The sequence below is a fragment of the Aromatoleum toluolicum genome (assembly GCF_012911005.2).
In the GTDB taxonomy this organism is placed as follows: Bacteria; Pseudomonadota; Gammaproteobacteria; order Burkholderiales; family Rhodocyclaceae; genus Aromatoleum; species Aromatoleum toluolicum.
Genome location: NZ_WTVS01000038.1, coordinates 43,500 through 55,542 on the forward strand (window position 1 = coordinate 43,500; position 12,043 = coordinate 55,542).

Sequence of the window (12,043 nt, forward strand, 5' to 3'; positions counted from 1 at the left end):
CACACGATGCGGGCGAAATAACAGCTACAAACGAGTGAGGGTGACCATGCGTCAGATTCAGAATTTCATCGGCGGCGAGTTCGTGGCCGCTGCGAGCGGCAAGCGCTTCGACAAGCGTTCGCCGCTCGACAACCGGGTGATCGCGTCGATCGCCGAGGCCGGCCAGGCCGAAATCGATGCCGCCGTGAAGGCCGCGCGCAGCGCACTGCACGGCGAGTGGGGCGGCCTGACCACGGACCAGCGCGTCGAGCTGCTGTACGGCGTCGCGAACGAGATCACGCGCCGCTTCGAGGACTTCGTCGAGGCCGAGATGGCCGACACCGGGCAGCCGCGCCATGTCATGACGAACGTTTTCATCCCGCGCGGGGCGGCGAATTTCAAGGTGTTCGCCGATGTCGTCAAGAACGTCCCGACCGAATCCTTCCAGATGGCGACGCCGGATGGCCGCGGCGCGCTGAACTACGGCATCCGCGTGCCGAAGGGCGTCATCGGGGTCGTCTGCCCGTGGAACGCACCCTTCCTGCTGATGACGTGGAAGGTCGGACCGGCGCTCGCCTGCGGCAACACCGTCATCGTGAAGCCGTCGGAGGAAGCGCCGAATACCGCCACCTTGCTGGGCGAAGTGATGAACGCCGTCGGCGTGCCGAAGGGCGTCTATAACGTCGTGAATGGCTTCGGGCCGGATTCGGCGGGCGAGTTCCTGACCCGTCATCCGGGCGTCGATGCGATCACCTTCACCGGCGAAACCCGCACCGGCACGGCGATCATGAAGGCGGCGTCGGAGGGGATGCGCGATGTGTCCTTCGAGCTCGGCGGCAAGAACGCCGGCATCGTGTTCGCGGACGCCGATTTCGACGCCGCGGTCGAAGGCATCTTCCGCTCCGCGTTCCTGAACTCGGGCCAGGTGTGCCTTGGCACCGAGCGCGTGTATGTGGAGCGCCCGATCTTCGAGCGCTTCGTGCAGGCGCTGAAGGAGAAGGCCGAGGGCGTGAAGTTCGGCCGCCCGGACGACCACGACGCCAACTACGGTCCGCTGATCAGCCAGGAGCACCGCCAGAAGGTTCTCTCCTACTACCGCAAGGCGGTCGAGGAGGGCGCCACGGTCGTGACCGGTGGCGGCGTGCCGCAGATGCCCGGCGCACTCGCCGAAGGCGCATGGGTGGAGCCGACGATCTGGACCGGCCTGCCGGAGACCGCGTCGGTCGTGCGCGAGGAAATCTTCGGACCGTGCTGTCACATTCGCCCGTTCGACAGCGAGAACGAAGTCGTCGCGCTGGCCAACGACACCGACTACGGCCTGTCGACGACGATCTGGACGACCAACCTCGCCCGCGCGCACCGCGTTGCCGCCCGGGTCGAGGTCGGCATCACCTGGATCAACAGCTGGTTCCTGCGCGACCTGCGCACCGCATTCGGTGGTTCCAAGCAATCGGGCATCGGCCGCGAGGGCGGCGTGCATTCGCTCGAGTTCTATACGGAAACGCGAAACATCTGCGTGAAGCTCTGAGGACGTCATGAACGAAGAAAAGATCAGGCAGTACGGCGACGAACTCTACGAGTGCTTCGTCGCCCGCAAGACGGTGCCGCCGCTGCTCGAGCGCGAACCGGACATCACCCTCGACGACGCGTACCGCATCCAGCTGCGCTTCATCGAGCGCCGCGTGCAGGCGGGCGAGAGGATCGTCGGCAAGAAGATCGGCGTCACGAGCAAGCCGGTGCAGGATTTCCTCGGCGTGTTCCAGCCGGACTTCGGCCAGCTCACGTCCGGCATGGTGTACCAGGAAGGCGACGTCATCGACCTCGGCTCGCTGATCCAGCCGAAGGCCGAGGCGGAACTGGCGTTCGTGCTCAAGCACGACCTGAAGGGGCCGGGCGTGACCGCGATGGACGTGATCCGCGCGACCGACTACGTCGTGCCGTGCTTCGAGATCGTCGATTCGCGCATCAACGACTGGAAGATCCGCATCCAGGACACCGTCGCCGACAACGCTTCGTGCGGCGTGTATGTGCTCGGCAAAACCAAGGGCGACCCGAGGAAACTCGATATCACGCTCGCCGGCATGGTGCTGGAGAAGAACGGCGAAGTGCATTCGACTGGCGTCGGCGCGGCGGTGCAGGGCTCGCCCGCGAATGCCGTCGCGTGGCTCGCCAATACGCTCGGCGAACTCGGCATTCCCTTCAAGGCCGGCGAAGTGATCCTCTCCGGCTCGCAGTCGGCCCTCGTGCCGGTCGTCGATGGTGACGAACTCGTCTGCACGGTCGGCGGCCTCGGCAGCTGCCGGGTGAAATTTTCCGGAAGGAGCGCGGTATGAGCCAAAGCAATGAATTGACGCTGTCGCGCGAGGACATCGTGCGCCTGAGCGAGCGCGTCGAAGGCGCCCAGACGCGTGCCTACGCGATCCCCAAGCTGACCGACGAATATCCGGCCATGACGATCGCCGACGGCTATGCGGTGCAGAGCGAACTGCGCCGGCGCTACCTCGCGGCGGGCCACCGGCTGGTCGGCTGGAAGGCGGGCCTCACGTCCAAGGCCAAGATGCAGCAGATGGGCGTGAACGTGCCGTCGATCGGCTTCCTCACCGACCGCATGGCGCGGCCCGAGAACTCCGCGATCTCCACCGCCGATCTCGTGCATCCGCGCGTCGAGTGCGAGGTCGCGTTCGTGATGAAGAAGGACCTGCACGGTCCGGGCTGCACCCGCGAGGACGTGCTCGACGCGACCGACTACGTGCTGCCGGCCGTCGAGATCATCGATTCGCGCTTTTCGGGTTTCAAGTTCGACCTCGCCAGCGTGATCGCCGACAACGGCTCGTCGGCACGCTTCGTCGGCGGTGGCCGTGCGCGTTACTTCGAGGAACTGGACCTGCGCACGCTCGGCGTCGTGATGGAAAAGAACGGCGAGACGGTCGCGATGGGCGCCTCGGCGGCCGTGCTGGGTCACCCGGCGGAGGCGATCGCGATGCTGGTGAACATCCTCGCCGACATGGGCGAACACCTGCCCGCGGGCAGCTTCGTCATGAGCGGCGGTATCACCGAGGCGATACCCGTGAAGCCGGGCGACAGCGTCGTCGCGCGCTTCCAGGAACTCGGCAGCGTGTCGATGCGCTTCGTCTGAACACTCCCAATCCCAATAAAGACAGAGAGACCCATGCCAATCATCGAAATGCACCTTTCGGAGGGGCGGACGGCCGAGCAGAAGCGCAAGGTCGCTTCCGCCGTGACCGAAGCCGTCATCCACGCGCTCGGCGTCAAGTCCGAAGCCGTGCGCATCCTGATTACCGAACACGCCAACGAAGAGTTCTTCGTTGCCGGCGAAACTTTGGCGGAGCGTGCCGAACGGCAACGCGTCGCCGCACTGCAGGAGCAAGCCCAATGAAGAAGATCAAGTGCGCCTTGATCGGGTCCGGCAACATCGGCACCGACCTGATCTACAAGATCAAGCGCAGCCCGGTGCTGGAGCCGGTGTGGATGGTCGGCATCGACCCGTCGTCCGAAGGCTTGGCGCGCGCACGCGAGATGGGCCTGAAGACCACCGCGGAAGGTGTCGACGGCCTGCTGCCGCACGTGCTGGATGACGACATCCAGATCGCTTTCGACGCGACCAGCGCCTACGTCCATGCGGAGAACAGCCGCAAGCTCAACGAGCTGGGCGTGATGATGATCGACCTGACGCCGGCCGCAATCGGCCCGCTGTGCGTGCCACCGGTGAACCTGCGCCAGCACGCCGACAAGCTCGAAATGAACGTGAACATGATCTCGTGCGCCGGCCAGGCCACGATCCCCGTCGTGCACGCCGTGTCGCGCATCCAGAGCGTCGAGTACGCCGAGATCGTCGCGAGCCTCGCGTCGAAGTCGGTCGGGCCCGGCACGCGGGCGAACCTCGACGAGTTCACCTATACGACGTCGAACGCGATCACGGTCGTGGGCGGCGCGCGCCGTGGCAAGGCTCTCGCGATCATCAACCCGGCCGAGCCGTCGATGATCATGCGCAACACGATCTACTGCCTGACCGACGACGAGCCGGATCACGCGCGCATCACCGAGTCGATCCTGCAGATGATCGGCGAAGTGCAGAAGTACGTGCCGGGCTACAAGCTCGTCAATGGCCCGATCTTCGACGGCAACAAGGTGTCCGTCTTCCTCGAAGTCGCCGGTCTCGGCGACTACCTGCCCAAGTATGCCGGCAACCTCGACATCATGACCGCGGCCGCGACGCGCACCGCCGAGATGTTCGCCGAGGAAATCCTCGCCGGAAAGATCCAGTTGAAAGCCGTGGAGACCGTGTGATGAGCCAGTCGAATACTTCCAGCAGCCTCAAGGGGCGCAAGGTCGTCCTGCACGACATGTGCCTGCGCGACGGCATGCACGCCAAGCGCGAGCAGATCAGCGTCGAGCAGATGGTGAAGGTCGCCACCGCCCTCGACGACGCCGGCATCCCCTACGTGCAGGTCACGCACGGCGCGGGCCTCGGCGGCAACTCGCTGCAGCACGGCTTCGCGATGGCACCGAACGAGGAATACATTTCCGCCGTCGCGTCGAAGATGAAGCAGGCCAAGGTGTCGGTACTGCTGATTCCGGGCCTCGGCACGATGAAGGAACTGCAGTCGGCGTATGACGCCGGTGCCCGCAGCGTGCATGTCGCGACCCACTGCACCGAAGCCGACACGTCGCCGCAGCATATCGCCTATGCACGCAAGCTCGGCATGGACACGACCGGCTTCCTGATGATGTCGCACCTCAACGACGCCGCCGGCATCGCCCAGCAGGGCAAGCTGATGGAGTCCTACGGTGCGCAGACCATCTACGTCACCGACTCGGCCGGCTACATGCTGCCCGATGACGTGAAGGCGCGCGTCGGCGCGCTGCGCGAGGTGCTGAAGCCCGAAACGGAAATCGGCTTCCACGGCCATCACAACCTCGGCATGGGCATCGCCAACTCGATTGCCGCGATCGAAGCGGGCGCGAGCCGCATCGACGGCTCCGTCGCGGGTCTGGGGGCGGGCGCCGGCAACACGCCGCTCGAAGTCTTCGCGGCGGTGTGCGAGCGCATGGGCATCGTCACCGGCGTCGATCTCTTCAAGCTGATGGATGTCGCCGAGGACGTCATCGTGCCGATGATGGACCACATCGTCCGTGTCGACCGCGAATCGCTGACCCTGGGCTACGCGGGCGTGTATTCGACCTTCCTGCTGCATTCGAAGCGGGCGGCCGAGCGCTTCGGCGTGCCGGCGCGCGACATCCTGGTCGAACTGGGCCGCCAGAAGATGATCGGCGGCCAGGAAGACATGATCCAGGACACCGCGATGACGATGGCGAAGGCACGCGGTCTGCTGCAGGGTGCAGCGGCCTGAGCGCGGGCGATGAAGTTCGCCGTCACGATCGAGGACACCGGCGAGCGCTACGACTGCGCCGACGAGGAATCGTTGCTGTCGGGGATGGTGCGCCTGGGCCGGCGCGGCATCCCCGCCGGTTGCTGCGGCGGCGGCTGCGGGGTATGCAAGATCGAAGTGACCGCGGGCGAATTCGAGGCACGGGTGATGAGCAGGCAGCACGTGAGCGTTGTGGATCAGGCGCAGGGGCGTGTGCTGGCCTGTCGCGTATATCCGCGCAGTGACATCTCGCTTCGGGTCGTCGGCAAGATGCACAAGTGCCTTGCTCGAACTGCTGTGCCCTCCCCACGACTGCCTTCGCTTGATGCTGAGGTGGACGAATGAACGTCGTGATTATCCAGGCAGATAGTCACCGCAGTCGTTCGCCAGCAGCTTTCTAGGCTGCGGCGGAACCTGTCGCCTGCGCGGTGTCTGTGCACCTATCAGGCCCAACAGGAGAGCGAAGATGGCCAGCAAGAACACGATTTGCCTGTGGTACGACGGCACCGCGCTGGACGCAGCGAAGTTCTACGCTGAGACCTTCCCGGACAGCGCGGTGGGCGCTGTCCATCGCGCTCCCGGCGACTATCCGGCGGGCAAGCAGGGCGATGTCTTGACGGTCGAGTTCACAGTGATGGGGATCCCTTGTCTCGGGCTGAACGGAGGCCCGGAGTTCAAACACAATGAGGCTTTCTCGTTCCAGGTCGCGACCGATGACCAGGCCGAAACCGACCGTCTGTGGAACGCGATCGTCGGAAACGGCGGCGAGGAAAGCGCCTGCGGCTGGTGCAGGGACAAGTGGGGGCTGTCCTGGCAGATCACCCCCCGCGCGCTGATGGACGCGATCACCGATCCTGACCGGGCGGCGGCCAAGCGGGCGTTCGAGGCGATGATGGGGATGACAAAGATCGATATCGCTGCGATCGAGGCGGCTCGCCGCGGGTGAATCCGGGCGTCGGCAGCATCACCTTGCCCGGATCAAGGCGCGAAGCAGCCCGCTGTCGGCGAGCGCTTCTCGCATCCGTCACCGCATGTCGAAGGCTTCCTGATGGAAGCGGAAGCGGCCGAGCCAGGCTCGCGCGAATCCGCTTCGCAGCTGCTCCGCAAAGGCACGCGGGCCGCAGAACCACACTTCCACCCGCTGACTGCGGTCATGCAAGCTCGCCAGCCTTTCGGCGCTGAGGGCGCCGTCTCGAGCGGTGTCATGAACATGCAGCGTGACAGACGGGAGGTCTCGGCATAGCGTTTCCAGTCGGCCCACGAACGGGTCGTCCGCGCCGGCGCGGGTGCAGTAGTGCAGGTCGGCAACCGGCGCTGCGGAGGGATTTCCCCGAAGCGCGTCGAGCCAGGCGAGGAAGGGCGTGATGCCGATTCCGCCGGCGACCCAGATTTGCCTCGCCTTGCGGTCCTGACGCGCCAGTTCGAAGCGTCCATACGGGCCTTCGACGGTGACGGGTTGGCCCACGGTGATGCGGCGCGAGAGCTCACGGGTGTAGTCGCCGAGCGCCTTGATCTGGAACCCCACGCTGCGGTCGCCCTGGTCCGCGCTGGCAATCGTGAAGGGATGCGCGCCCTCCAGCCGATTGAAGGTCACGAATGCGAACTGCCCCGCCTGGTGTCCGCGCCAGTTCCCGTCGAGGCGACAAACCACTTCGGTCACGTTCGCCGCCGGTGAGGCCACTGCGGTCACGGTACCCCGGGCCTGCCGGCCGCGGCCGATGCGTCCTGTCAGGGACCAGACGGCGGCGAGCGTGCCGGCGGACAACGCCATTGCAAGCAGCAACCCGGTCGGCTCGCTCCAGTAAGTCGTCGGCGCCAGCACGGCGGCATGAAAGGCGAGCATCAGGTACAGGACCGGCATCGCGCGGTGAATGTGGCGCCAGAATTTGTAAGGAAAGCGCTTCCACAGCGCCAGGACGATCATCGCGAGGACGAGGTAGATCGCGAACTCGCCGAGTTCCTCCCCGGCATCCCGGAGCGTACCCAGCACGCCCGAGACGTCCTCGTCACCCGCGCGGCCAGCTTCACCGTACAGTGTCTCGATCACGTCATCGGCCATCTCGAGCAGCCAATGCGATGCTGCGAATCCGGCGGCCAGAATGCCCGCCCATTTGTGCAGTTGGTAAGTGCGGTCCATGCCCCCCAGTACGCGCTCGGCCCAGAGCGGTCGCGCCGCCATCACCATCGCGAGCGACATCAATGCGATCGCGAGCAGGCCGCTCAGGTAGAGCCCCTGGTCGTAGACAACCCACGGCAGTGATCCCGGACCCGCACCGTTCATGACAAGGCCCCAGCCCCAGGTGCCGGCAACAATGGCGATCACTGCAGTCAGTGCGGGAATCATGCGCGTTCTCCGGCGGGTGGGGGATGTCCAGCGATGGGAGCGTCCAAGGCAAGCGTCAGGCCAAGTCATGATTGCTTCCTTGCCTGCCGAGATCGCATGGAACACATTGTGCGCACGCAGATGTGAATCGATTCTGAACGGTGCGCGAGCTGAAATTGCTTGCCGTCGCCGGCCTGACGCTGAGCGCCGTGCGGACCCTGAGCGCGGGACAAGATTGCCAATCGAAAGAACGCAGTCGCAGTTCCGGAGGGCGCTTGGTTCTAGTCGCCTCAGGCATTAAACGCCGAAATGGAAGCGAACCCGCTCTTCCAGCAGTCGCCGGACATCCTCCTCGTTACAGCGGCCAAGGCAGTTGAACACCTCGCGCGCGATGGGGCGGAAGGCAGTCATCACGTGCGGGTCGAAATGGCTTCCGGTGTCGGCCTCGAGGATCGACATCGTTGCCTCGAAGCTCATCGGCTCTTTGTAGGGGCGTTTCGAGCTGAGCGCATCGAAGACGTCCGCCACGGAGAATATGCGGGCGGAAAGCGGGATTTCGTCACCCGACAGTTTGCGCGGGTAACCCGAGCCGTCCCACTTTTCATGATGGGCCGCGACAATCGCATGCGCGTCCTCCAGCCATCCGATGCCGGAAACAATCTCCTCGCCATGCGCCACGTGCGTGTGCATGATCTTGTTCTCTTCGGCGTCGAGCTTGCCCGGTTTGAGCAGAATCGCATCGGGAATGCTGATCTTGCCGACGTCGTGCAGAAAACTGCCGACGATCAGGGACTGCATCGCCCTGCCGGCCAGGTCGAGGCGTTCGCCGATGCGCGCAGCAATCCAGGCAACCCGAAAATTGTGGGCCCCGGTGTCGGAATCCCGCATCGCGACCGCACGCCCGAGCGCTTCCATCATCGAGAGGTGCGAATCGAGGATTTCGCGGGCCTTGCGCTCATTGTCGGCGGACAGCAGTACGACAACGGGATAGATTGCGCTGCCGCACAGCAGCGACGCGAACCCCACCATCAGGGCGGCGCTGAGCGCGTCCGCACGCAGCTGCTCGCGCTGCCACGGGGGGACGACGCGGACACCTTCGAAGTATCCAGTGATCCGATCCGCGTCGGCAGCCCCTCGCAGTGGCACAAAAACCCGCAACGCCCAACGTTTGTCTTCAAGTCTGAAGCTCTCGTGAAAGCCGGCACGGTAAGCGGGACGTGCGTGCGAGGGTAGCTGTTCCTCAACCGCATTGCCCTCTTCGGTCATTGCGTGGGCGAGCTTGAGTCCGTCCTGATCGTAGATTTCAGCAATGTCGAAGAGTCCCCCTGCAAGGACATCCGCCGCCTTGCGGGCGTTGTCCCCTGCATCCAGGCCGGTGAGGTCAATGGCGCCGAAATGATGCAGAAGACGGCGTGACTCGTCGATTGCAAGCCAAACCGTTCCATCCTCGGCACGTTTATACGTGACGAACCACGCGACAGGACTGGCCAGCGCGGCGAGCAGCGCGCTGACGACCGCAATCCGTACCGCGGTTCGCTCGTTGAACGAGTTCATGTGCTGCTCCCAACGAGTGGCAACCCAACCCGCGACGAGACTGACCACGAATCTTCGCATTCTCGAGTGGTGGTGCGCGTGGTGGACCGCTGTAATCCCACTGTAGGTTAGCCACTCGGGGAGAACACGGTCAGGGAGACGCTGAAAAAATGACGAACGCGCCGCCGTTGGTCGTCCGACCCGGAATGCGGTTCAGGATTTTCGACGGAGCGTTCGCCGAATCTTTGAAGGGCCTGTTTCTTGGGGGCTCTTTAGGAGGTGTTTGCCTCACATCCCGGCGGGCCCGAAACGCAGCAACGCCTCCCCGACGGGGCGAGCGCATACTCCTCCTATGTCGGTCGTGTTACGCCGGTCTTGGTCCACCGCGTGGATGTCAGGGACCCTTGTGTGCGCTGCCAGACAGACGCCCCCGATCAAATCGAATATTGGTAGACGCATGGCGGGCGGCGCTTCCGCGATCCTTGGGGGGCGCGAGCCGCCGGCGCGGTCCCGGATTGCGCGCGATGGCGTGGATCCGGCCTGACAAGCGAGGAGGATTCCATGCTCTATACCATTGCAGTCGTATTGCTGGTCCTGTGGTTGCTCGGCCTGGTCACCTCGACCACCTTGGGCGGTTTCATCCACGTCCTGCTGGTGATCGCGATCGTGGTTGTGTTGCTCAGAGTGATCAGCGGACGCGGCTCGCTATAGCCGTGCGCCTGTCCGCGCACCACATCGTCCATATCCTCGTGCGGCTCGGTTCGCGAACGCGGGTGTCGCCGCCAGTGAATCGCGGGCTGACGGGATGAGGAAGGCGCAATGCCGCATTCGGTGATGCACAATCCGAGGCAGAATCGCGTTCTGGCGGCCTTGCCGGTGAAGGAGTACGCCCGGCTGGTGGACGACCTGGATCTCGTCACTTTTGCGCCTGGTGAGGTGCTCTACGAGTCGGGTGACTACCTGGCGTTCGTCTATTTCCCGACGACGTGCATCGTCTCGATGACCTTTTCGACCCGGGATGGCTCATCGACCGAACTGGCGATGACCGGCAATGATGGCCTGGTCGGCATTCCGCTGGTGCTGGGTGGCGAATCCACGATGCACACGGTGACGGTTCAGAACGGTGGCAGTGCCTACCGTCTGCGGGCGGAAGTGATGCGCTGGGAGCTCGACCAGGGCGGCAGCCTGCAGCGTCTGTCGCTCTCTTACGCCCAGGCGCTGATGACGCAGATGGCGCAGAGCGTCGTCTGCAATCGGCACCACGCGGTGGACCAACGGCTGTGTCGCTGGCTGCTCCTCAGTTTTGACCTGCTGCCGGGCAATCAGCTCGATGTGACCCAGGAACTGATTGCCCGCATGCTCGGGGTGCGCCGCGAAGCCGTTACCGAGGCCGCCGGAAAGCTGCAGGCGGCCGGACTGATCCATTACCACCGCGGACATATCAAGCTGACCGATCGTGAAGGCCTGGAAGCGCGGGCGTGCGAATGCTACGCCGTGGTCAAGGCGGAATACGACCGTCTGTTCAACTTGGTGCCGGTCACCTTGACCAAATATCGCGCGCGGCCGAATCCGGCAACCCTCCGCAAGCGCGCCGAGGCCCGATTGAGGATAGCTCAACCGAGCATGCCGACCACGCCCTGGGATACCGAGCGCTTGCTGCACGAACTGCAGGTGCATCAGATCGAACTGGAACTGCACAACGAGGAACTTCGCGACGCGTACGACGAAGCGGATTCGCTGCGACGGCAGTATGCCGATATCTATGACTTTGCACCGGTCGGCTACGTTACGCTCGATGCACTCGGGGTCATTCTCGATGTGAATCTCGCCGGTGCCATCCTGCTCGGTATCAAGCGTTCGGAACATGGACGGCATCGTTTTGCGGCGTTCATCAAGCCGGAATGCCTGCCGGCATTCAAGTGCTTCTTCGACGAGGTACTTGACGCAAAATGCAAGAAGAAATGCGAGGTCGTCCTCATGGCCAGCAGCCAGCGTCCCGAAGCGATCGTCAGGATCGAGGCCGTGGCGGACGAAACCGGTCGTGAGTGCCGCATGGTGGTGAGTGATATCACCGCCGAAAAAATGGCCGAAAAGGCGCTGCAAGAGCGTGATCCGTCGTGGCGAACCCGGCTCGAGGATTTGCGCCGGAGGTGATGGTGCCGGTGCGGCGATCGTGTCCTCCGGATTGACCCACATGGAGTGCCCAACGTGAAGGTTGCCCGACGTCACGCCGAACGCCACCGCACCGACCGAATCGGCTGGATGCGTGCTGCCGTACTCGGCGCCAACGACGGCATTGTTTCGACCGCCAGTCTCGTGCTCGGCGTCGCGGCTGCCGGTGCGGCGCAGGGGGAAGCCCTGGTTGCCGGCGTTGCCGGGCTGGTGGCCGGCGCGATGTCGATGGCCGCGGGGGAATATGTCTCCGTCCAGTCGCAGGCCGACACCGAACAAGCCGACCTGTCGCGCGAGCGCGCCGAACTCGAGATGCACCCGGTCGCAGAACACCGCGAACTGGCGGCGATCTATGTCGGCCGGGGGGTCGAGCCGGGTCTTGCGCAACAGGTCGCCGAGCAGCTGATGGCGCACGACGCCCTCGGTGCCCATGCGCGCGACGAACTCGGCATCTCCGCAGAACTGAGCGCCCGCCCGGTCCAGGCCGCGCTGTCGTCGGCCGCGAGCTTCGCGGTCGGTGCGGCGCTGCCACTCGCGGTAGCGGCCGTGGCGCCGGCGCAGGCGCTGATCCCGTGGGTTTCGGGGACCTCGCTCGCCTTCCTCGCAGTCTTGGGCGGTGTTGCCGCGCGGGTGGGTGGGGCTGCCC

At 64.8% G+C, this 12,043-nt stretch carries 13 protein-coding genes; 11 read left to right on the top strand and 2 right to left on the bottom strand.

Going from position 1 to position 12,043, the window contains the following annotated elements:
• The first annotated feature begins 46 nt into the window (after window positions 1-46).
• The 8 genes from GPA27_RS17345 to GPA27_RS17380 all read left to right on the top strand — a co-directional run bounded on the left by GPA27_RS17345 (window position 47) and on the right by GPA27_RS17380 (window position 6,315).
• A complete protein-coding gene (locus GPA27_RS17345) occupies window positions 47-1,507 on the top strand; it encodes a 2-hydroxymuconic semialdehyde dehydrogenase (RefSeq protein ID WP_169141745.1) in 1,461 nt (486 codons plus the stop codon).
• 7 nt (window positions 1,508-1,514) lie between these two features.
• Window positions 1,515-2,312: a 2-oxopent-4-enoate hydratase gene (dmpE, locus tag GPA27_RS17350; RefSeq protein ID WP_169141746.1), complete on the top strand. Its 798-nt coding sequence runs from the start codon at window positions 1,515-1,517 to the stop codon at window positions 2,310-2,312.
• On the top strand, window positions 2,309-3,115 hold the full coding sequence (gene dmpH, locus GPA27_RS17355) for a 2-oxo-3-hexenedioate decarboxylase (protein WP_169141747.1): 807 nt from the start codon (window positions 2,309-2,311) through the stop codon (window positions 3,113-3,115). The genes dmpE and dmpH overlap by 4 nt, the downstream gene beginning before the upstream one ends.
• A gap of 33 nt (window positions 3,116-3,148) precedes the next feature.
• A complete protein-coding gene (locus GPA27_RS17360; protein WP_169141748.1) occupies window positions 3,149-3,376 on the top strand; it encodes a tautomerase family protein in 228 nt (75 codons plus the stop codon).
• A complete protein-coding gene (locus tag GPA27_RS17365) occupies window positions 3,373-4,287 on the top strand; it encodes an acetaldehyde dehydrogenase (acetylating) (protein ID WP_169141749.1) in 915 nt (304 codons plus the stop codon). The genes GPA27_RS17360 and GPA27_RS17365 overlap by 4 nt, the downstream gene beginning before the upstream one ends.
• Window positions 4,287-5,351: a 4-hydroxy-2-oxovalerate aldolase gene (gene dmpG, locus GPA27_RS17370; RefSeq protein WP_169141750.1), complete on the top strand. Its 1,065-nt coding sequence runs from the start codon at window positions 4,287-4,289 to the stop codon at window positions 5,349-5,351. The genes GPA27_RS17365 and dmpG overlap by 1 nt, the downstream gene beginning before the upstream one ends.
• A gap of 9 nt (window positions 5,352-5,360) precedes the next feature.
• Complete coding sequence (locus GPA27_RS17375; RefSeq protein WP_169141751.1) at window positions 5,361-5,714, top strand: 2Fe-2S iron-sulfur cluster-binding protein; 354 nt, start codon at window positions 5,361-5,363, stop codon at window positions 5,712-5,714.
• A gap of 121 nt (window positions 5,715-5,835) precedes the next feature.
• Complete coding sequence (locus GPA27_RS17380; protein ID WP_169141752.1) at window positions 5,836-6,315, top strand: VOC family protein; 480 nt, start codon at window positions 5,836-5,838, stop codon at window positions 6,313-6,315.
• Between the two features lie 78 nt (window positions 6,316-6,393).
• On the opposite strand, the gene GPA27_RS17385 is transcribed toward GPA27_RS17380, so the two are convergent.
• Both GPA27_RS17385 and GPA27_RS17390 read right to left on the bottom strand, forming a co-directional pair.
• Entirely contained in the window at window positions 6,394-7,713 is a 1,320-nt protein-coding gene (locus tag GPA27_RS17385; RefSeq protein ID WP_169141753.1) for a ferredoxin reductase family protein, read from the bottom strand.
• A gap of 276 nt (window positions 7,714-7,989) precedes the next feature.
• Window positions 7,990-9,246, bottom strand: coding sequence for an HD-GYP domain-containing protein (locus GPA27_RS17390; protein ID WP_169141754.1), 1,257 nt, complete (start codon window positions 9,244-9,246; stop codon window positions 7,990-7,992).
• Window positions 9,247-9,786: 540 nt separating this feature from the next.
• On the opposite strand from GPA27_RS17390, the gene GPA27_RS17395 reads away from it, so the two are divergent.
• The 3 genes from GPA27_RS17395 to GPA27_RS17405 form a co-directional block, all read left to right on the top strand.
• Window positions 9,787-9,936, top strand: coding sequence for a lmo0937 family membrane protein (locus tag GPA27_RS17395; RefSeq protein WP_169141755.1), 150 nt, complete (start codon window positions 9,787-9,789; stop codon window positions 9,934-9,936).
• 108 nt (window positions 9,937-10,044) lie between these two features.
• Window positions 10,045-11,379: a helix-turn-helix domain-containing protein gene (locus GPA27_RS17400; RefSeq protein WP_169141756.1), complete on the top strand. Its 1,335-nt coding sequence runs from the start codon at window positions 10,045-10,047 to the stop codon at window positions 11,377-11,379.
• 54 nt (window positions 11,380-11,433) lie between these two features.
• Window positions 11,434-12,043, top strand: a 610-nt coding sequence (locus tag GPA27_RS17405) for a VIT1/CCC1 transporter family protein (protein ID WP_169141757.1), incomplete at its 3' end; no start/stop codon positions are given.

Excerpts from the sequence above, each read along its gene's own strand:
- GPA27_RS17345 (WP_169141745.1), top strand. The coding sequence starts at position 47 with ATGCGTCAGATTCAGAATTTCATCGGCGGCGAGTTCGTGGCCGCTGCG.
- dmpE (WP_169141746.1), top strand. The coding sequence starts at position 1,515 with ATGAACGAAGAAAAGATCAGGCAGTACGGCGACGAACTCTACGAGTGC.
- dmpH (WP_169141747.1), top strand. The coding sequence starts at position 2,309 with ATGAGCCAAAGCAATGAATTGACGCTGTCGCGCGAGGACATCGTGCGC.
- GPA27_RS17360 (WP_169141748.1), top strand. The coding sequence starts at position 3,149 with ATGCCAATCATCGAAATGCACCTTTCGGAGGGGCGGACGGCCGAGCAG.
- GPA27_RS17365 (WP_169141749.1), top strand. The coding sequence starts at position 3,373 with ATGAAGAAGATCAAGTGCGCCTTGATCGGGTCCGGCAACATCGGCACC.
- dmpG (WP_169141750.1), top strand. The coding sequence starts at position 4,287 with ATGAGCCAGTCGAATACTTCCAGCAGCCTCAAGGGGCGCAAGGTCGTC.
- GPA27_RS17375 (WP_169141751.1), top strand. The coding sequence starts at position 5,361 with ATGAAGTTCGCCGTCACGATCGAGGACACCGGCGAGCGCTACGACTGC.
- GPA27_RS17380 (WP_169141752.1), top strand. The coding sequence starts at position 5,836 with ATGGCCAGCAAGAACACGATTTGCCTGTGGTACGACGGCACCGCGCTG.
- GPA27_RS17385 (WP_169141753.1), bottom strand. The coding sequence starts at position 7,713 with ATGATTCCCGCACTGACTGCAGTGATCGCCATTGTTGCCGGCACCTGG.
- GPA27_RS17390 (WP_169141754.1), bottom strand. The coding sequence starts at position 9,246 with ATGAACTCGTTCAACGAGCGAACCGCGGTACGGATTGCGGTCGTCAGC.
- GPA27_RS17395 (WP_169141755.1), top strand. The coding sequence starts at position 9,787 with ATGCTCTATACCATTGCAGTCGTATTGCTGGTCCTGTGGTTGCTCGGC.
- GPA27_RS17400 (WP_169141756.1), top strand. The coding sequence starts at position 10,045 with ATGCCGCATTCGGTGATGCACAATCCGAGGCAGAATCGCGTTCTGGCG.